Origin of the sequence: Paraburkholderia tropica, assembly GCF_900109265.1 — a bacterium.
GTDB classification, from domain to species: domain Bacteria; phylum Pseudomonadota; class Gammaproteobacteria; order Burkholderiales; family Burkholderiaceae; genus Paraburkholderia; species Paraburkholderia tropica.
Window position 1 is genome coordinate 100,620 of record NZ_FNZM01000020.1, and the last position, 18,230, is coordinate 118,849.

Consider the following 18,230-nt stretch of genomic DNA (forward strand, 5'->3'; position numbering starts at 1 on the left):
AGACAGCCCTATGAACCGCAAGTCCCTGTTCGCTCTGTCCGCAGTCATGCTCGCCGCCGTCGCGGCGCTGGTGCCCGTGCTGTGGACCGGCAACACCTATCTGCACAGCGCCTCGGCGCAGGCGGCCACGCCCGCCGACCAGTCCGAGCTCATCAAGAAGGGCGAGTATCTGTCCCGCGCTGGCGACTGCGTCGCCTGTCACACCGTGCGCGGCGGCAAGACCTTCGCGGGCGGCCTGCCGATGGCCACGCCCTTCGGCACGCTCTACACACCGAACATCACGCCCGACGACCAGTACGGCATCGGCAAGTGGAGCAGCGACGACTTCTACCGCGCCATGCACACGGGCCGCTCGAAAGACGGCAGCCTGCTCTACCCGGCCTTCCCGTTCACGAGCTACACCAAGGTCACGCGCGCGGATTCGGACGCGATCTACGCCTATCTGCGCTCGGTGCCGCCGGTACACGTGCCGAGCCGTCCGCATGAGCTGAAATTCCCGTTCAACAACCGCAACCTGCTGATCGGCTGGCGCACGCTGTTCTTCCGCGAGGGCGAGTACAAGCCCGATCCGACCAAATCGGTCGAATGGAATCGCGGCGCGTATCTGGTCGAAGGACTCGGCCACTGCGGCATGTGCCACACGTCGATCAACATGATGGGCGCGCCGGTCAATTCGTCGGCGTTCGCGGGCGGGCTGATTCCGCTGCAGAACTGGTACGCGCCCTCGCTCACGTCGAGCGAAGGCGGTCTCGGCGACTGGGAGATCAAGGACATCGCCAGTCTGCTGAAAACCGGCGTCTCGGAGCGCGGCGCCGTGTTCGGGCCGATGGCGGACGTGATCCACAACAGCCTGCAATACGTCTCCGACGACGACATCAAGGCGATGGCGACCTATCTGAAGACCATCCCGCAGCGCAAGGAAGCGCCCGAGACCATGCAGATGGAAACCTCCGAAGCGTTCGGCGGCGAACTCTTGCAGCAAGGTCAGAAGATCTACCATGACCAGTGTGCGAAGTGCCATGCGGAGAACGGCCTCGGCATGCCGCCGAACTTCCCGCCGCTCGCGAACAACCAGTCGATCCAGATGAAATCGGCGGTGAATCCGATCCGGATGGTGCTCAACGGCGGCTATCCGCCCAGCACGCAGGGCAATCCGCGCCCGTACGGCATGCCGCCGTTCGCCCAGGCGCTGTCCAACCAGGAAGTGGCGGCGGTCGTGACCTTCATCCGCATGTCGTGGGGGAACAAGGGCACGCCGGTCTCGCCGCAACAGGTGTCAGATCTGCGCTCCGCACCGCTCGACTGAGCCACGTTTGTTATAGTGGCGTTTGCCTGACAAGGGCGCAGCCGGCAAAACGCCGCCGGCTGCGCCCTTCGCTATTTGGCCGCGCGCCGCGCGTTGATTGCGGCACGAGGCCGCGCGGCGCGAGCCGCACGCTGTCGAATTCGCTGTCGAACTGATGGTTTTGAAGCTGGTTTTGAAGCAAACACGCAGGGCAAGAAGAACAAGGAGTGGTCGTCATGCACGCTGGTGAGCGTTTGAACAGCATTACTCACCTGGTGGGCGCGATGTTGTCGATTGCGGGGCTGGTATCGCTCGTAACGCTCGGGGCGCTCGATCACGACGCATACAAGGTCGTGAGTTTCGCTGTGTACGGCGCGATGTTGTGCGCGCTCTACACGATCTCCACGCTGTATCACGGCGTGCGCGGACCGCGCCTGAAAGCCGTGCTGCAAAAGTGCGACCACGCCGCGATCTATCTGCTGATCGCGGGCAGCTATACTCCGTTCACGCTTGTCACGCTGCGCGGGCCGTGGGGCTGGTCGCTCTTTGGCGTAAGCTGGGGGCTCGCCGCGCTCGGCATCGTGCAGGAGCTCACGCTCGGGCGCCGCACCCGCATGCTGTCGATGGTGCTGTACGTGGTGATGGGCTGGCTCGCGCTGGTCGCGGTCAAGCCGCTCCTCGGCGCGCTGCCCGCCGCGGGCACCGCCTGGCTGCTGGCCGGCGGCATCATCTACAGCGTCGGCATCTATTTTTTCATCAACGACGAGCGCATCCGGCACGGACATGGAATCTGGCATCTGTTCGTGCTCGCCGGGAGCGTCTGTCAATTCGTGAGCGTCGCGGGCTACGTCGCCTGACGCATCCCACCGGGAATCTCCACGAAATCGTCGCGTGGCGGCCGCAGTGTCCGCTGCCGTGCGATGCAACTTTATGCCAGCCGACGGGTCTGCAAGAACCGTCGACAAGCGGCGCGCGCACTGGCGTGCCGTCCGAATACACGCGAGCACCCGCGCTCAGCCTTGCGCGGCGCGCCGTCACCGGCAGCGCCCCTCCGCTCGCGATACTGCAATACAACAGGTATTTATGTCTTTCGATTCTCTCGGCTTGTCCGAACCGCTGGTCCGCGCTGTCAACGAACTGGGCTACACCACGCCCACGCCCATCCAGTCGCAAGCGATCCCCGCCGTGCTCGGCGGCGGCGACCTGCTCGCAGGTGCGCAGACCGGCACGGGCAAGACCGCCGGCTTCACGCTGCCGATCCTGCAACGCCTGACCGACATGCCGGCCGCCGCGGGCGGCAAGCGCGTCGTGCGCGCGCTGATCCTCACGCCCACGCGCGAGCTCGCGGCGCAGGTGGAAGAAAGCGTGCGCGCCTACGGCAAGTATCTGAAGCTCAAGTCGACCGTGATGTTCGGCGGCGTGGGCATCAATCCGCAGATCGACGCGCTCAAGCGTGGCGTCGATATCGTGGTCGCGACGCCTGGCCGTCTGCTCGATCACATGCAGCAGAAGACCATCGACCTCTCGCAGCTCGAGATTCTCGTGCTCGACGAAGCCGACCGCATGCTCGACATGGGCTTCATCCACGACATCAAGCGCGTGCTCGCGAAGCTGCCGCCGAAGCGCCAGAACCTGCTCTTTTCGGCCACTTTCGCCGACGAAATCAAGGCGCTCGCGGACAGCCTGCTCGACTCGCCCGCGCTGATCGAAGTCGCGCGCCGCAACACCACGGCGGAAACGGTCGCGCAGAAGGTGTATCCGGTCGATCGCGACCGCAAGCGCGACCTGCTCACGCACCTGATCCGCCAGCACAACTGGTTCCAGGTGCTCGTGTTCACGCGCACCAAGCACGGCGCGAACCGCCTCGCGGAACAGCTCACGAAGGACGGCATCAGCGCGCTCGCGATCCACGGCAACAAGAGCCAGTCGGCCCGCACGCGCGCGCTCTCCGAATTCAAGGACGGCACGCTGCAGGTGCTCGTGGCCACCGACATCGCGGCGCGCGGCATCGACATCGATCAGCTGCCGCACGTGGTCAACTACGATCTGCCGAACGTGCCCGAGGATTACGTGCACCGTATCGGCCGCACGGGCCGCGCGGGCGCGACGGGCGAAGCGGTGTCGCTCGTCTGCGTCGACGAACACCAGTTGCTCAAGGACATCGAGAAGCTCATCAAGCGCGCGGTGCCGCAGGAAGTCATTCCGGGCTTCGAGCCGGATCCGAATGCCAAGCCCGAGCCGATCCAGCGCCGTGGCCAGCAGCAAGGCCGTGGCCAGCGTCAGGGGCAAGGTCAGAGCCAGCAAGGTCAGGGACGCGGTGCGTCGAACGGCGGTGCGCCGCGCGGCGGCCAGCGTGACGGCGGTAATCGCGGTGAAGGCCGTGGTGAAGGCCGTGCGAACGCTGGTGGAAACAACGGCGGCAACCGCGGCGAACAACGCCCGGCCAAGCCCGCGCAGAACGGCATCCGCACGGCCAAGCCGGTGAAGCAGCAAGCGGCGACGAATCACGGCGCACAAGGCGCGCGCGGCGAACATACGCGTCGCGAAAGCCAGCGCGGCGTGTCGCATGAAAGCGCGCTCGGCCGTACGCAGCGCAAGCCGCAATCGAATCCAGGCGCCCTGCTCGGCGGCCGTCCGGGTGGCAGCTCGCGTCGCGACGGCCAGCGCGGCGACCGCTAAGCCGGTCCGCCAGCCCGCGGCGCCTCGCCGCGCGGCGCGGCGCTACGCCATGAAAAAGGCCCGCTTTGCAGCGGGCCTTTTCTTTTGTGCGGCTCGACCGCCGGCGCTTAGCGGAAGAACACGTGCTGGGTGATCTTCGCGAGCGGATACAGCACGCTTGGCTGGATCTTCGCGGGAATGTCGAGCGGCTTGAGCAGCATCTTCACGCACATGTCGGCGGACAGATTGTGGCGCACGAGCTTGTTCACGCGCGCCGTGAGTTCACGGTTGTACGCCGAATCCTTCACGCGATCAGGATAGCGAATCGCGAACACGTGACGCAGCGCGATCTCCGAGTCCTCGTTCTTGATCTCCATCACGCGACGCATGAGCGCGCCGAGCACCGCGAGGCGGCCATGCCCCTCGACCTGGTTGTACTTCTTGAAGTAGCGGAAAAAGTGCTTGTAGTGGCGCACTTCGTCCGAACGGATGTTGTCGGTGATTTCCTTGAGCACGGGCTCGGTCGAACATTCGCCGATCGCGCGATACAAGGTGGCCGTGCCCGTTTCGACGACGCAGCGCGCGACCATTTCGAGCGCACGCGTCTTTTCGAATTCCTCGAACGAGCAGGTCTTCGAGTATTCCTCGAAGAAGTTGTTGAACGCCGTGTCCCAGTCGAACTCGGGCCAGACGTAATTGATGTAGGTCTTCAGCGCGCGGCCGTGCTGAAGCTCCTCGTGTTCCCATTCGTTGTTGAGCCACGCGGACACTTCCGGGTCGCCATTGAAAAACACGCTCAGATTGCTCGTGTAGAGGTCCGAGCCGCTCTCGATGAACGATGCCGCACACAGCAGCAGCAGCAGATCTTCGTTGGCAGCCGCGAGCTTGCGGTCGATCCGCGTGAGATCGATGTCTTCGATGCGCCAGGGCATCACGTGGCCAGGCTCACTGTCGTTACGCATTGTGTCGTACTCCGAAAGCGGTATCTGCTCGCGCGGCGCTTCGCGCCCGGTCCCGGCGCGACTGCACGCCGGTGCCCTGGATTGGCGCTTTCGCCGCGTGGTGAAAGGTACCAGCCATATCTAATTCATATTAGCCGTTGTTTCTGGAAGCTGCAGTCTGAGAGCACAGACCGGTCCCGCAAGCGCCAGTTCCGGGAAGAGTCGACTTGTAAGCCTGTCGTAGCGCAGATTTTGTTACGCAGCAATACTCCGTGCCGCCAGCCAAACGCCGGGCGCACGCTACGCACTGCGCTGCCTCGATAGCCCCGAAGGTGCAAGCCACGGGCCTGACAGCGGTACGCGACAGGACCACAAATAATCGGAAGCTTCGCGAAGTGAAGGCTTACACGCGGCACCTGACGCAAACCGAAGAAATCCTCCAGGTCGTCACATTGACGGCGCGCAAGTCGTGCGTGAATGAGAAAGATGCGCAAGCAATGCGCGGTGAATCGGTGAACGGGCTCGGAGGTAAATCGACCCCGACTTGCCCTGTGAGTCACCACGCATTGCGCGACGCGCCATGAACTTCAAGTGATTTCGCGGATTCCCGGGCGCGGCTCGACCGCCGCCGCAGACAGCGAATGTCAAAGGGAATATTTTCGGCATGTGGTTTGTACAACGCAAAGGCGTTGACTACACTCCAGTTCCCCGGCGCCGCGTCCGGGCTGGATGCTGTTTGAGTTGCCTGGGCGACGTCTCCCGACGTTCGCGAACACTGTTTCCAGGCAGACGCGAACGGACCGCCAACCGTCCAGCCGATCACCGACCGCACCGCCGCAGGCTTTCGCTCACGCCCACCGCATGACTGTCGCCGCGCTGCCCAACGAGGGGCCGCGAACGTCGACCTCTGATGCGGCAACATGGAGAGAACGATGCTGAGTCCGCATGAATTCGCCACTCTGCTGCTAGTGAAGGACGCCCCCAACCAGCTCGATATGGAACGCGAAGAACTGGACGCCCTGCTCGAACGACAGCTCGTCCAGCTGGAACGCCTGGCCTCCGGCCTCCAGCGGTGGCGACTCACCGAAATCGGCGACTCGGCGTTACGCGCCATCAAACGGTTTTCGTGAACCAGAAGTTTTCGTGAACCGGACGCCGCGCGGCTTGCGCGCGGCAACGGCCTGACACGCCGGCGCGCGCAACCACGCTCTCAGACACGCGCCACACGACCACGACCGACCTTTTCTCGACCTGCGCGGACGCCGGGATCGTCCGCCAGAACGTGGTGTCGAGCCCATCCCCGATGCAGGCGCACGGCTGTAGACGTTCGCGCCTGCAGTGCATGGTCACGCGGACCCGCGCGCTTCATGCCCGCGTGACCATTTTTTTCGCGCTTCGCCTGGGCGCTTCGCCTTGGCGCTTCGCCTCGTCATTAGGCCTCGTCCCTACGCCTGGCCACTACGCTGCACCAGGCCCCACCCCGCCTACGGACGAACCGCGCGCGCTCAACCGCCGCGCAAAGTCGGGTCGGCCGAGGCGCGCCAGTTCAGCGCCTGTGCGCGCTGGTCGTTGAGATACGCCACCCACTGATTGCGCGACTGCATGTCGCCGCTTGCGCCATGCGCCGTGTACTGCTGCGCGAGCCCCGCCTGGAAGCTGCAGAAGCGCTCCTGCGGCAGCTTGCCGTGACGGTTGGCGACATAGGCGTCGTAGACCGCCGAATAGACGGCCTGGGTGTCCGCGCCGTAGTCGGGCGCCTGGCCGCCGCACATCTGCTGAAGCGTGGCGAAGGGCGGCGGACTGCTCCACGCGCCGACGAGGCCCGACGAATTGGCACATCCCGCGACGAGCATCGCCGCACCGATCATCGCAAGTCCACGCATTGCGTTCTCCCCGTGTTCGACTGAGTGTTCCAGCGCGCATTGTCGCATCGCGCGGCGCGCCTCACACCCTGGCCGTACGGCCAACGTCGCATCGACGCGTGAAAGCCGGCGCAGTCGGGACGGCATCGCAGCGGCAAGCGGCACGCGAAACCCCGGCCGCGCACGCAAAAGCACGTATCATGAGGCTTTCAACGTCCTGCCTTGCCGGTTTGCGCGCGTGGCGTCCGTCTTCCGCGCGACCGTGCGCCGCCCTGTGTTTTCGTCCGCCCATACAGCCTTCATGGCTGCTTTTTCGTCTTACGCATGATCGACCATCTCATCTGCGACTGCGACGGCGTGCTCGTCGACAGCGAAGTCATCGCCGACCACGTGCTCTTCGATACGCTCAGCCGCACCTTCCCCGGCGTGGATTTCCGCGCCGCCGTGGCCTCCGCCTTCGGCCAGCAGACCTCGCGCTTTCTCGCCGACGTCGCCGAGCGCTTCAACCTCACGCTGCCCGAGCATTTTCTCGAGACGATCGACCACAACTGCGAAGTCGCGATCGCCGATTCGGTGAGCCCGATCAACGGCGTGCGCGACGCGCTGCGCCAGATCGCGCTGCCCGCCGCCGTGGTGTCGAACAGCCGCCTCACGCGCGTGCACGCCTCGGTGCGCCGCGCCGGGCTCGCCACGATCTTCGGCGAGCGCATCTTCAGCGCCGAGATGGTCGCGCGGCCCAAGCCTTATCCGGATGTCTATCTGCATGCGGCCAAAACGCTCGGCGTGGAGCCGGCGCGCTGCCTCGTGGTCGAGGACAGCCTCTCGGGCCTGAACGCCGCGCGCGCGGCGGGCATGAAGACCATCGCGTTCGTGGGCGCGAGCCATATCCCGTCGGGCTATGCCGACGTGCTGCGCGAGCTGGGCATCACGCGCATCATGGAACACATGGACGAGTTGCCCGCGCTCGTGGCAGCGGGCGTGCGCGGCGAGTTCGGCGACGTGCAGTCGTAAGCCAACCTGGCGCACTGCCGCTCGCTTCGTCGATAAAAAAACGGCGCGTGAACCACAAGGCTCACGCGCCGTTTTTCATTGCGGGCCGCGCGGGAAAGGCGGCCTGCGGCACCTTCACGTTTCGAACGCGCCTTACACCAGTTCGGCGCTGCGTTCGCGCACCTCGGCGAGCGAGGCGCGGAATGCCGCCAGCTCGGCGATCGTCAGCATCGGCAAATTGTGCAGCTTCGCGAAGTCGTCGACCTGCTGGCCGCGCGCCATCGTGCCGTCCGGATTCATCAGTTCGCACAGCACGCCGGCGGGCTCCAGACCGGCGAGCGCCGCCAGGTCGACGGTGCCTTCGGTATGGCCGCGGCGCGCGAGCACGCCGCCCGGCTGCGCGCGCAGCGGGAACACGTGGCCGGGGCTCACGATGTCGGCGGGCTTCGCGCCGGCCGCGATGGCCGCGCGGATCGTCGTCACGCGGTCGGCGGCCGACACGCCCGTGCTCACGCCCTCGCGCGCCTCAATCGAGACGGTGAAGGCCGTGCGGTTGCGGCTCTCGTTGCGCGCGACCATCGGCGGCAGTTCGAGCGCGCGCACTTTCTCGTCGGAGAGGCACAGGCAGACGATGCCGCTGCATTCGCGGATGAACAGCGCCATCGTTTCGTTAGTCAGGTTCTCGGCGGCGCAGACGAGATCGGCTTCGTCCTCGCGGTCGTGATCGTCCTGAAGGACGACGGGACGGCCTTCGCGCATGGCCTGCAGCGCGGCGGCGATGCGCGGGGGCACCGGCTCGGTGTCGAGCAAGGGAAGATCGGCGATGGCGTCGAGCGGCTGCTCGACCGGGAGATTGCGGGTAAAGGACATGTGAAACGCTCCTCGCAAGAGTTGGGCGAAAAACGTTTCAGGGCATTGCAAACAGACAGGAATCCCCGGCACGCGGCATCTCGCGAGCGCCGCGCGCGGCACCCGGCTCAAGGCCGGACGACGCCACGCGCACGCAGGCGCTACGCCGCGGCGGATGGGCAAACATGACCATCTGCACATCTTCTCTCATCCGGACTATGACCGTCGGCTCTGGCTTCGCACCAGATCTGCTGACCCTGCGCACGAGACGAAAACAGCTTGCAGCGACTCACGCACAGGCGCTCGCGGGCTCACCGGCTGGCCTTTCGGCCCGGCCGGCATACCGCCGGTGGGGAATTGCACCCCGCCCTGAAGACGCACTGATTACCGGTTGAACCGGCGGAAGAAGCATACCGCGTCGCGCCCGATCGTGCAGCGCGGCAAAGACCCACTGGACAAATGCGCGCACCGGGCGCGCACCGATCTCAGAGCGTCTGCGGCGCGGCTTGCGGCACGTCCCAGCGCGGCGGCGTCTCGGCGTTGCGCGTCACGCGGAACACGCGCGCCTCGGTGTCGCCCGGATTGCGCAGGCTGTGCGGCTGGTCGGCGTCGAACACGATGGCGTCGCCGGTCGCGAGCAACTGGCGGCGATCGTGCACGCTCACTTCGAGCGTGCCTTCGCTGACCACGAGGTTGACGGTCGTGCCCGGCGCGCGGCGCGTGCCCGGCTCGGTGTGCAGCGGCGCGATGCGCAGTTCGTGAAACTCGGCGGCGGCGGGCTCGTCCTCGGGATAGAGCGCGCGAGCCGAATAACGGCCGTCGGCGCTTACGCGGCGCGGCGCGCGTTCGGCGGGCAGATGCTCGAAGCCGTTCACCGCATGACGGCGCAGGAACGCCGACACCGATACCTTAAGCGCCGCCGCGACCTTGCAGAGCACCTTGATCGACGGCACGCTGCGCGCCGACTCCACCTGGGCGAGCATCGCGCGCGACACGCCCGAGGCACGCGCCAGCGCATCGAGCGAGAGTTGACGCTCGGCGCGCAGCCGCGCGAGGTTCACGCCGACGAGATGTTCGAGTGCATCGAACGCGTTGGCGGCGCTGTCGTGCGCCTCGGTTTGTGCTGTCGCTTGTGCAAGCGGCGCAACGGCGAATGCAGAGCGTTCGTCGACGCCGCGAACAATCGCTTCGTGATCCGAAACAGTGTCGATGTCGACGGCGAGATCGTCGTCGCGGCGATGCGTCGTACCGCGATGTGCGGCCGGACGATCGGCCTGCGCGTGGCTCACGAGCGCGAGCGGTGAATGCATGGCAGCCTCCCAGACGCGCCGCGAACCGGCGCAATTGCTTGAATGGAGGCAAGACTAGCATCGCGTCCCGCCGCGCCCAACGAAGTTATCTTCACACTGATATCAGCATTGCAGAGCGCGTTTTCGGGAATGCTTGTGCGCGTATGCGATATGCCCGGACTGTGCGCCACGCGGGTTCAGCAGGCGTCCTGACTCACCGCCACGCGCGCCGCCGCGCCGCCGGTTTCGCGCGCGTCGAGCCGCGCCGCCAGCCAGGTCAGCGCGAGCGCCGCGATCGAGACGGCGGCGGCCACCCACGGCAGCGCATCGAGCGCGAGACCACGCGTGATGACGAGGCCGCCGAGCCACGCGCCCATTGCGTTGCCCACGTTGAACGCGCCGATATTCAGCGTCGAGGCCAGATTCGGCGCGGCGGCGGCCTTCGCCACCACGCGCATTTGCAGCGGCGGCACGGTCGCGAACGCCGCGATGCCCCAGACGAATACCGTGATCGCCGCCGGAATCGCCGCGTGGCTCGTCTTCGTGAAGATCGCCATGACCACGGCGAGCGCGATCAGGATGCCCATCAGCGACGGCATCAGCGCACGGTCCGCGAGCTTGCCGCCGAGCATGTTGCCGAGCGTGAGCCCCACGCCGAACAGCACGAGCATCAGCGTCACGCCGCGCGGCGAGAAACCGCTCACCTGCTCCAGAATCGGCGCGATGTAGGTGAACACGACGAACACGCCGCCGAAGCCCAGCACCGTCATGCCGAGCGCGATCCACACCTGCGGATCGCGCAGCACGCGCACTTCGTGGCCGAGTCCGGCGGGCGCGTGATCGTGCAGATTCGGCACCAGCGCGGTCACGCCGAGCAGCGAAATCACGCCGAAGCCGCTGACGATCCAGAACGCCACGCGCCAGCCGAACTGCTGGCCGATCGCGGTGCCGAACGGCACGCCGAGCACGGTCGCGAGCGTGAGGCCCGTGAACATCATCGCGATGGCGCTGGCGCGCTTTTCCTGCGGCACGAGCGAGGCCGCGACCACGGCGCCGATGCCGAAGAACGAGCCGTGCGCGAACGAGGCCACGACGCGCGCGACCATCAGCAGCGAGTAGTTGCCGGCGACCGCGCACATCACGTTGCCGACGATGAACACGCCCATCAGCAATTGCAGCGCGAGCTTGCGCGGCATGCGGCTGGTGAGCACGGCGAGCAGCGGCGCGCCCACCGCGACGCCGAGCGCGTAGCCGGTGACGAGCAGGCCCGCGGCGGGAATCGTCACGCCGAGATCGCGCGCGACGTCGGGCAACAGGCCCATGATGAGGAACTCGGTGGTGCCGATGGCAAAAGCGCTGATCGCCAGCGCGAGCAAGGGAATAGGCATCGAAATCTCCAGAGGACAGCCAGGGTGTTGCGTTGTGTTGGTGCGCGTTTCAGGGCAGAGGTCGGAGTGCGAAGGTCGTCGATCAGGCCGCGTCGTCCGCCGACGTCACGAACTCGACCACCACGCCCGGCGCGAGCGCGACGAACGCCTGACGCTCGCCGCTCAGCGGCACGTCGGCGAGTTGGTACGGCACGCCATGCGAGCGCAGCCGCGCGAGCAGCGCGCGCCATTCGTCGCCGGGCGCGACGCGCAGCGCGAAATGATCGAGACGCGGCGCCGTGCGCGTAGCCGCCAACGCGCGCGTCGCAGGCACGGTCGCCTCGACGAGATGGATCACCGCGCGGCCTTGCGCATAGAGCCAGTGGCCGCCGACGGAAAACGGCGGACGCGGGCCGTCCACCAGCCCCGCGATCTCGCAGAAAAAACGGCGCGTGCCGTCCAGATCGGGCGTGACGAGCGTGACGTGATCGAGTTGCATGGCGGCGTCCTTGCGTGGTTCCCTGCGTGGCGAATCCTGAAAACACGCGCATTGTCCAGCTTCGGCGCAGACTTGATAATTGGCGTAGCATTTGAAGGATTTTCAAACGCTGTCTAATAATCTTCCCGGTATCGACATGGACAATCTCGGCGACGTGCGCCTTTTCGTGGAAGCCGCGCGGCTCGGCAGCCTGTCGGCGGCGGGTCGCAAGCTGGGCCTCACGCCGGCGGCGGCCAGCGCCCGGCTCGCCCGGCTCGAAGCGGAGCTGCGTGCGCGCCTGTTCGACCGCACCACGCGTCAGTTGCGCCTGACCGACGAAGGCCGCGCCTATCTCAATTGCAGCGAAAGCGCGCTGCGCTCGCTCGACGACGCCAAGGCCGCGTTGCAGGAGGGCCAGAACGCAGTGCGCGGCAAGGTGCGCATCTCGGCGACTTCCGACTTCGGCCGCAATCTGCTGATGTCGTGGCTCGACGAATTCCGCTCGCACTATCCCGAAGTGCGTTTCGCGCTCACGCTGACCGATTCGATCTCGAATCTCGTGCTCGAGGACATCGATCTGGCGATCCGCTTCGGCACGCCGCAGGACAGTTCGCTGATCGCGCGGCGGCTCGCACCGAACCCGCGCGTGCTGTGCGCCGCGCCCGATTACATCGCCCGCCACGGCGAGCCGCACGAGCCCGCCGATCTGGCGCGCTTCGATTGCATCGTCATCGGCTCGCCGGCGGGCCCCGTCAACGAGTGGCGCTTCACGCGCGGGAACGCGTCGCAGACCTACGTCGTGCCGTTGGAAAACGCGCTCGAAAGCTCGGACGGCGAGGCCGTGCGCCAGTGGACGCTGTGCGGCTACGGTTTATCGGTGAAATCGATCTGGGACGTGGCCGACGACCTGCGCGCCGGGCGGCTGCGGATCGTCATGCCGGACTGGCGTTACGCCGAGCAGCCCGTGCACGCGCTCTACCATCGCAACCGCTATCTCGCGCCGCGCGTGCGCGTGCTGCTGGATTTCCTGTCCGAGCGTTTCGCCCAGGCGGCGCACGAGTTGAGCGCGCTTGTGCCCTGGGCGGAAGACCCGAAACACGCGAAACAGGCGGAACACGCGCAAGGCGCGAACGGCGTGGAAGTCGTGTCGGGCACGGCGGCCGGCGCCGCGCCGGCCCGCTCGCGGGGCCGCAAGGCCGTCAGCGCATAAGGCTATAATGTCGGATTAAGCTGAACGATGGTTCGCGTAGTCATCCGGCGGCATCAGAAGCCAATGCGCACGCAAAAAACGCGCGCCAGGGCACCAGACAAACCCGCCAGCGAACCGCCCCACTGTGCGCCACAGCCTTCGCAGGCCGGCCACTCGCTTCAGCCCCAATTTTCACCGTAGTCCCGACGTGCATTTCGTGCATCAACCGGACGACGCCCCCAGGTGAACCACTGCGAACGGCGAACCCCGATGACCAAGAAAGTTTATGTAAAGACGTTTGGCTGCCAGATGAACGAGTACGACTCCGACAAAATGGTCGACGTACTCGGCGCCGCTGAAGGCCTCGTGAAAACCGACACGCCCGAAGACGCGGACGTGATCCTGTTCAACACCTGCTCGGTGCGCGAAAAGGCCCAGGAAAAAGTCTTTTCCGACCTCGGCCGCGTGCGCGAACTGAAGGAAGCGAACCCGAATCTGTTGATCGGCGTGGGCGGTTGCGTGGCGAGCCAGGAAGGCGCGGCCATCGTCCAGCGCGCGCCGTATGTCGATCTGGTGTTCGGTCCGCAAACGCTGCACCGCCTGCCGCAGATGATCGACGCGCGCCGCGCCTCGGGCCGCGCGCAGGTCGACATCACCTTCCCCGAAATCGAGAAGTTCGACCATCTGCCGCCCGCGCGCGTGGAAGGCCCGAGCGCATTCGTCTCGATCATGGAAGGCTGCTCGAAATATTGCAGCTACTGCGTCGTGCCCTACACGCGCGGCGACGAAGTCTCGCGTCCGCTCGACGACGTGCTCACCGAAGTCGCCGGTCTCGCCGACCAGGGCGTGCGCGAAGTCACGCTGCTCGGCCAGAACGTCAACGCCTATCGCGGCCAGCTCACGCAAGGCGCGAGCGAAATCGCCGACTTCGCCACGCTGATCGAATACGTCGCCGACATCCCGGGCATCGAGCGCATTCGCTACACGACCTCGCATCCGAAGGAATTCACGCAGCGCCTGATCGACACCTACGCGAAGGTGCCGAAGCTCGTGAACCACCTGCATCTGCCCGTGCAGCACGGCTCCGACCGCGTGCTGATGGCGATGAAGCGCGGCTACACCGTGCTCGAATACAAGTCGGTGATCCGCAAGCTGCGCGCGATCCGCCCCGACCTCTCGCTCTCGACCGACATCATCGTCGGCTTCCCGGGCGAGACCGAGGAAGATTTCGAAAAGACCATGAAGCTCGTCGAAGAGATGAGCTACGACACGAGCTTCTCGTTCATCTACAGTCCGCGTCCGGGCACGCCCGCCGCGAACCTGGAAGACGACACGCCGCGCGAAGTGAAGCTCAAGCGTCTGCAACATCTGCAGGCGACGATCGAAGAAAACGTGCAGCGCATCAGCCAGTCGATGGTCGGACGCGTCGAGCGCATTCTGGTCGAAGGTCCGTCGCGCAAGGATCCGAGCGAACTGTCGGGCCGCACGGAAAACAACCGTGTGGTGAACTTCCCGGCGCCGCTCGCTTCGCACGCACGCCTGATCGGCCAGATGATCGACGTGAAGATCAACCACGCGTACCCGCACTCGCTGCGCGGCGAGCTGGTGCTCGCGCACGAGGGCAATTCGGCGCTGTCGCACTAAATCGCCATCCGGCACCTGCAGCGCGCCACTCACGGAACACGGGAGTTCAGAGACACCTTGAAGCCGAATCAGCAGCATCTGGAATTCACCGCGCCGCACGACGACAACGCGCGGCTCGCCAACCTCTGCGGCCCGCTCGACGAAAATCTGCGGCAGATCGAGCAGGCGCTCGACGTGACGCTCGCACGGCGCGGCCATCGGATTTCGATTCGCGGCCGCGGCGCGAAGCTCGCGCTCACCGCGCTCGAAAACTTCTACAACAAGGCACGCGATCCGCTTTCCGTCGACGACATCCAGCTCGCGCTGGTCGAGGCGCGCCATCTGGCGAGCCGCGCGAATGCGCGCGCGAACGGTAACGGCGGGAATGGCGGCAACGGCAAGTCCGACGACGGCGCGGAACTCGATCCGCGTTTTCGCGGCGATCCCGACCATCCGTTCGACGAACCGGCGCGCGACGATATCGACGTCGAAGAGCAAGGTCCGAAGCTCTACACGCGTCGCGCCGACCTGCGCGGCCGCACGCCAGCGCAGCGCGAGTACCTGAAGCAGATCATCTCGCACGACGTGACCTTCGGCATCGGGCCGGCGGGCACGGGCAAGACCTATCTCGCGGTGGCCTGCGCGGTCGACGCGCTCGAACGCGATCAGGTCAAGCGCATCGTGCTGACGCGCCCGGCCGTCGAAGCGGGCGAGCGCCTGGGCTTCCTGCCCGGCGATCTCGCGCAGAAGGTCGATCCGTATCTGCGCCCGCTCTACGACGCGCTCTACGATCTGCTCGGCTTCGACAAGACGGCGAAGATGTTCGAGCGCCAGATGATCGAAATCGCGCCGCTCGCGTACATGCGCGGCCGCACGCTCAATCACGCGTTCATCATCCTCGACGAGGCGCAGAACACCACGCCCGAGCAGATGAAGATGTTCCTCACGCGTATCGGCTTCGGCTCGAAGGCGGTCGTGACCGGCGACACCACCCAGGTGGACTTGCCGCGCGGCCACAAGAGCGGGCTGATCGAGGCGCAGCATGTGCTCGCGAACGTGCGCGGCATCGCCGTCACGCACTTCACGAGCGCGGACGTGGTGCGTCATCCGCTCGTCGCGCGTATCGTCGAGGCTTACGACGCGCATTCGAAGAAGGACGACAGCGGCGCCGACGCACGCTGATCAGTGCTGAATCCGATCGACAGCTCAACATGTCCCGCGCACCGAAACTCAAACTGAACCTTCAGTTCCCCGCCGCGAAGGCGTTTCCCGAGCACAAGGCCGCGCTGCCGCGCGCGACCGTGGCGGCCTGGGTGAAGGCGGCGCTGTTCGCCGACGCGGAGCTGACCGTGCGCTTCGTCGACGCCGAGGAAGGCCGCACGCTCAACCGCAGCTATCGCGGCAAGGACTACGCGACCAACGTCCTCACCTTCGCCTACGCGGAGAGCGAGGACGACCCGGTCACGGGCGACCTGATCCTCTGCTGCCCGGTGGTGGAAAAGGAAGCCGCCGAGCAGAACAAGCCGCTCGCCGCGCACTACGCGCATCTGCTGGTGCACGGCGCGCTGCATGCGCAAGGCTACGATCACGAGGACGACGCCGAAGCCGAAGAGATGGAAGGCATCGAGACCGAAGTCCTCAACTCGCTCGGTTTTCCCGATCCGTACAAATAAGGACCTCCACGCGCCGCGCACCGCGCGCCCTCCGCCATGAACGACAAGAGCACGCCCGCCTTCGACGCCCCCTCCGCGCAACCTCAGTCGGAGGGCGTCCCCGGCGCGCGTGATGCCGGCGTTGCGGCCTGCCCCGGCTATCCGCCCGCGCTCGGCGATCCGCGCCTGCTCACCGAAGACGATCTGCGCGCCTCGCTCGACTGCACGCTGCGCGACTGGGACCGCGAAAGCGACCTCTGGCTGTTCGGCTATGGCTCGCTGATCTGGAACCCCGGCCTGCCGACCGTCGAGAACGTGCGCTCGCGCGTGCATGGCTACCATCGCGGCCTGTATCTGTGGTCGCGCGTGAATCGCGGCACGCCCGAGCAGCCGGGCCTCGTGCTCGCGCTCGACCGCGGCGGTTCGTGCGCGGGTGTGGCGTTCCGCCTCGCGGCCGAAGGCGTGATGCCGCATCTGGAAGCGCTCTGGCGACGCGAAATGCCGATGGGCTCGTACCGGCCCGCGTGGCTGCCGTGCGCGCTCGAAGACGGTCGGCGCGTCACCGCGCTCTCGTTCGTGATGCGCCGCGACGTACCCACCTACACCGGCAAACTCGACGAAAACACCGTGCGCACCGTGTTCGGCTGCGCCACGGGCCGCTACGGCACGACGCTCGACTACGTGCGCCGCACCGTCGACGCCCTGCGCGAGACGGGCATGCCCGACCGCGCGCTGGAGCGGCTGCTCGCGCGCTGCGCGTGAGCCCCGTCCCCGAATCCTGAATTTCGTCCGACGCGCGATGGTGCCGCATCTGCGTTAGGATGGATGCGAAGGCGCGCCGCTTACACGGTGACGCCACGCGCATGTTGTATCCTTTCCCTTCCGCAACAGCGCGCCCGCCCTCCGAGGGCAGACGGGCGCACCACCATGAACGACTCTTATCCCAGTCGAAGACAAGCCGACAAACCGCAGGAAAAGCGCTCGCTCCTCGAGCGTCTGACCGACTTCATCTCGCCCGAGCCCGACTCGCGCAGCGAGCTTCTCGAAATTCTCCAGGACGCGCACGCGCGTAATCTGATCGACGCCGATTCGCTTTCGATGATCGAAGGCGTGTTCCAGGTGTCCGAGCTGTGCGCGCGCGACATCATGGTGCCGCGCGCCCAGATGGACGCGATCAACATCGCCGAGAGCCCGGACGAATTCATCCCGTACGTGCTGGACAAGGCGCACTCGCGCTATCCGGTCTACGAAGGCAATCGCGACAACGTGATCGGCGTGCTGCTCGCGAAGGATCTGCTGCGCTATTACGCCGAGGAGGAATTCGACGTGCGCGGCATGCTGCGCCCGGCCGTGTTCATCCCCGAGTCGAAGCGCCTGAACGTGCTGCTGCACGACTTCCGGCAGAACCGCAATCACATCGCCATCGTCGTGGACGAATACGGCGGCGTGGCCGGCCTGATCACGATCGAGGACGTGCTGGAGCAGATCGTCGGCGACATCGAGGACGAATACGACTTCGACGAGGAAAGCGGCAACATCATCGCTTCGCCCGACGGCCGCTTCCGCGTGCGCGCGCTCACCGAACTCGTGCAGTTCAACGAGGCGTTCGGCACCCATTTCCCCGATGAAGAAGTGGACACAATCGGCGGTTACGTGACGAATCATTTCGGCCACGTGCCGCATCGCGGCGAGAAGGTGCGTCTCGGCGACCTGATTTTCGAGGTGCTGCGCGCCGACGCCCGCCAGGTGCACATGCTGCTGGTGCGCCGCGACCCGCTCGCGGGCCAGCGCGAAGCCGCGCTGCAACCGCCGGCCTGAGCCAGCGGCGTCACGCCACACGCGTGACGCGCCGCGCCCGACCAGAACGCCGGCCTTCGCGCCGGCGTTTTGCTTGATCGTCGCCGAATTCGATCGCGCCCGAAATCCGGCGAAAGCTGCCGAAACCCGCGCACCCCGAAACCGACGCGCGAAAATGCTATCGTTGCGCACGCTGCACGCACGCCGTGCCAGCGAACGTTTCCGGAACCCGCGCCTCGCGCGCCGCCCC

The 18,230-nt window shown here is 66.3% G+C and carries 17 protein-coding genes and 1 riboswitch; of the genes, 11 read left to right on the forward strand and 6 right to left on the reverse strand.

Features of this window, described 5'->3' with window-relative positions; translation table 11 throughout:
- Positions 1-10 precede the first annotated feature (10 nt).
- From BMY06_RS29610 to BMY06_RS29620, 3 genes are all read left to right on the forward strand, one after another.
- Positions 11-1,306, forward strand: a complete 1,296-nt coding sequence (locus BMY06_RS29610; protein ID WP_074986759.1) for a c-type cytochrome — start codon at positions 11-13, stop codon at positions 1,304-1,306.
- Between the two features lie 215 nt (positions 1,307-1,521).
- Positions 1,522-2,142 (forward strand): PAQR family membrane homeostasis protein TrhA, encoded by a 621-nt coding sequence (gene trhA / locus BMY06_RS29615; RefSeq protein ID WP_074986760.1) that lies wholly within the window; start codon positions 1,522-1,524, stop codon positions 2,140-2,142.
- A 226-nt stretch (positions 2,143-2,368) separates the two neighbouring features.
- Positions 2,369-3,964 carry a DEAD/DEAH box helicase gene (locus BMY06_RS29620; protein ID WP_065059328.1) on the forward strand — a complete coding sequence of 532 codons (1,596 nt, stop codon included), beginning with the start codon at positions 2,369-2,371 and terminating at the stop codon, positions 3,962-3,964.
- 107 nt (positions 3,965-4,071) lie between these two features.
- On the opposite strand, the gene BMY06_RS29625 is transcribed toward BMY06_RS29620, so the two are convergent.
- The gene (locus BMY06_RS29625) at positions 4,072-4,905 is read right to left on the reverse strand and encodes a ferritin-like domain-containing protein (RefSeq protein ID WP_065059329.1); all 834 of its coding nucleotides are present in this window, start codon (positions 4,903-4,905) and stop codon (positions 4,072-4,074) included.
- A gap of 911 nt (positions 4,906-5,816) precedes the next feature.
- On the opposite strand from BMY06_RS29625, the gene BMY06_RS29630 reads away from it, so the two are divergent.
- On the forward strand, positions 5,817-6,014 hold the full coding sequence (locus BMY06_RS29630) for a hypothetical protein (protein WP_065059386.1): 198 nt from the start codon (positions 5,817-5,819) through the stop codon (positions 6,012-6,014).
- A 375-nt stretch (positions 6,015-6,389) separates the two neighbouring features.
- Here BMY06_RS29630 and BMY06_RS29635 read toward each other — a convergent pair whose 3' ends face one another.
- Positions 6,390-6,767 (reverse strand): hypothetical protein, encoded by a 378-nt coding sequence (locus tag BMY06_RS29635; protein WP_065059330.1) that lies wholly within the window; start codon positions 6,765-6,767, stop codon positions 6,390-6,392.
- A 303-nt stretch (positions 6,768-7,070) separates the two neighbouring features.
- Between BMY06_RS29635 and BMY06_RS29640 the strand changes: the two genes are divergently transcribed.
- Positions 7,071-7,757 carry an HAD family hydrolase gene (locus BMY06_RS29640; RefSeq protein ID WP_074986761.1) on the forward strand — a complete coding sequence of 229 codons (687 nt, stop codon included), beginning with the start codon at positions 7,071-7,073 and terminating at the stop codon, positions 7,755-7,757.
- A gap of 132 nt (positions 7,758-7,889) precedes the next feature.
- Here BMY06_RS29640 and ribB read toward each other — a convergent pair whose 3' ends face one another.
- The 4 genes from ribB to BMY06_RS29660 all read right to left on the reverse strand — a co-directional run bounded on the left by ribB (position 7,890) and on the right by BMY06_RS29660 (position 11,740).
- The gene (gene ribB, locus BMY06_RS29645) at positions 7,890-8,606 is read right to left on the reverse strand and encodes a 3,4-dihydroxy-2-butanone-4-phosphate synthase (protein WP_065059332.1); all 717 of its coding nucleotides are present in this window, start codon (positions 8,604-8,606) and stop codon (positions 7,890-7,892) included.
- Positions 8,607-8,780: 174 nt separating this feature from the next.
- Positions 8,781-8,966, reverse strand: a riboswitch (FMN riboswitch).
- A gap of 104 nt (positions 8,967-9,070) precedes the next feature.
- On the reverse strand, positions 9,071-9,895 hold the full coding sequence (locus tag BMY06_RS29650; RefSeq protein ID WP_080180646.1) for a helix-turn-helix domain-containing protein: 825 nt from the start codon (positions 9,893-9,895) through the stop codon (positions 9,071-9,073).
- A 176-nt stretch (positions 9,896-10,071) separates the two neighbouring features.
- Positions 10,072-11,262, reverse strand: coding sequence for an MFS transporter (locus tag BMY06_RS29655; protein WP_065059333.1), 1,191 nt, complete (start codon positions 11,260-11,262; stop codon positions 10,072-10,074).
- Between the two features lie 82 nt (positions 11,263-11,344).
- A complete protein-coding gene (locus BMY06_RS29660; RefSeq protein ID WP_074986762.1) occupies positions 11,345-11,740 on the reverse strand; it encodes a VOC family protein in 396 nt (131 codons plus the stop codon).
- Between the two features lie 136 nt (positions 11,741-11,876).
- Here BMY06_RS29660 and BMY06_RS29665 point away from each other — a divergent pair, with 136 nt between their 5' ends.
- From BMY06_RS29665 to BMY06_RS29690, 6 genes are all read left to right on the forward strand, one after another.
- On the forward strand, positions 11,877-12,929 hold the full coding sequence (locus BMY06_RS29665; protein ID WP_080180645.1) for a LysR family transcriptional regulator: 1,053 nt from the start codon (positions 11,877-11,879) through the stop codon (positions 12,927-12,929).
- 249 nt (positions 12,930-13,178) lie between these two features.
- Entirely contained in the window at positions 13,179-14,552 is a 1,374-nt protein-coding gene (gene miaB / locus BMY06_RS29670) for a tRNA (N6-isopentenyl adenosine(37)-C2)-methylthiotransferase MiaB (RefSeq protein ID WP_074986763.1), read from the forward strand.
- Between the two features lie 57 nt (positions 14,553-14,609).
- The gene (locus BMY06_RS29675; protein WP_065059336.1) at positions 14,610-15,713 is read left to right on the forward strand and encodes a PhoH family protein; all 1,104 of its coding nucleotides are present in this window, start codon (positions 14,610-14,612) and stop codon (positions 15,711-15,713) included.
- 29 nt (positions 15,714-15,742) lie between these two features.
- Positions 15,743-16,204: an rRNA maturation RNase YbeY gene (ybeY, locus tag BMY06_RS29680; RefSeq protein ID WP_065059337.1), complete on the forward strand. Its 462-nt coding sequence runs from the start codon at positions 15,743-15,745 to the stop codon at positions 16,202-16,204.
- A gap of 36 nt (positions 16,205-16,240) precedes the next feature.
- Positions 16,241-16,945, forward strand: coding sequence for a gamma-glutamylcyclotransferase (locus BMY06_RS29685; RefSeq protein WP_080180644.1), 705 nt, complete (start codon positions 16,241-16,243; stop codon positions 16,943-16,945).
- A 165-nt stretch (positions 16,946-17,110) separates the two neighbouring features.
- The gene (locus BMY06_RS29690) at positions 17,111-18,001 is read left to right on the forward strand and encodes an HlyC/CorC family transporter (protein WP_065059338.1); all 891 of its coding nucleotides are present in this window, start codon (positions 17,111-17,113) and stop codon (positions 17,999-18,001) included.
- Positions 18,002-18,230: the final 229 nt, after the last annotated feature.

Coding starts and splice junctions, on each gene's coding strand:
- BMY06_RS29610 (WP_074986759.1), top strand. CDS start 11: ATGAACCGCAAGTCCCTGTTCGCTCTGTCCGCAGTCATGCTCGCCGCC.
- trhA (WP_074986760.1), top strand. CDS start 1,522: ATGCACGCTGGTGAGCGTTTGAACAGCATTACTCACCTGGTGGGCGCG.
- BMY06_RS29620 (WP_065059328.1), top strand. CDS start 2,369: ATGTCTTTCGATTCTCTCGGCTTGTCCGAACCGCTGGTCCGCGCTGTC.
- BMY06_RS29625 (WP_065059329.1), bottom strand. CDS start 4,905: ATGCGTAACGACAGTGAGCCTGGCCACGTGATGCCCTGGCGCATCGAA.
- BMY06_RS29630 (WP_065059386.1), top strand. CDS start 5,817: ATGCTGAGTCCGCATGAATTCGCCACTCTGCTGCTAGTGAAGGACGCC.
- BMY06_RS29635 (WP_065059330.1), bottom strand. CDS start 6,767: ATGCGTGGACTTGCGATGATCGGTGCGGCGATGCTCGTCGCGGGATGT.
- BMY06_RS29640 (WP_074986761.1), top strand. CDS start 7,071: ATGATCGACCATCTCATCTGCGACTGCGACGGCGTGCTCGTCGACAGC.
- ribB (WP_065059332.1), bottom strand. CDS start 8,606: ATGTCCTTTACCCGCAATCTCCCGGTCGAGCAGCCGCTCGACGCCATC.
- BMY06_RS29650 (WP_080180646.1), bottom strand. CDS start 9,895: ATGCATTCACCGCTCGCGCTCGTGAGCCACGCGCAGGCCGATCGTCCG.
- BMY06_RS29655 (WP_065059333.1), bottom strand. CDS start 11,262: ATGCCTATTCCCTTGCTCGCGCTGGCGATCAGCGCTTTTGCCATCGGC.
- BMY06_RS29660 (WP_074986762.1), bottom strand. CDS start 11,740: ATGCAACTCGATCACGTCACGCTCGTCACGCCCGATCTGGACGGCACG.
- BMY06_RS29665 (WP_080180645.1), top strand. CDS start 11,877: ATGGACAATCTCGGCGACGTGCGCCTTTTCGTGGAAGCCGCGCGGCTC.
- miaB (WP_074986763.1), top strand. CDS start 13,179: ATGACCAAGAAAGTTTATGTAAAGACGTTTGGCTGCCAGATGAACGAG.
- ybeY (WP_065059337.1), top strand. CDS start 15,743: ATGTCCCGCGCACCGAAACTCAAACTGAACCTTCAGTTCCCCGCCGCG.
- BMY06_RS29685 (WP_080180644.1), top strand. CDS start 16,241: ATGAACGACAAGAGCACGCCCGCCTTCGACGCCCCCTCCGCGCAACCT.
- BMY06_RS29690 (WP_065059338.1), top strand. CDS start 17,111: ATGAACGACTCTTATCCCAGTCGAAGACAAGCCGACAAACCGCAGGAA.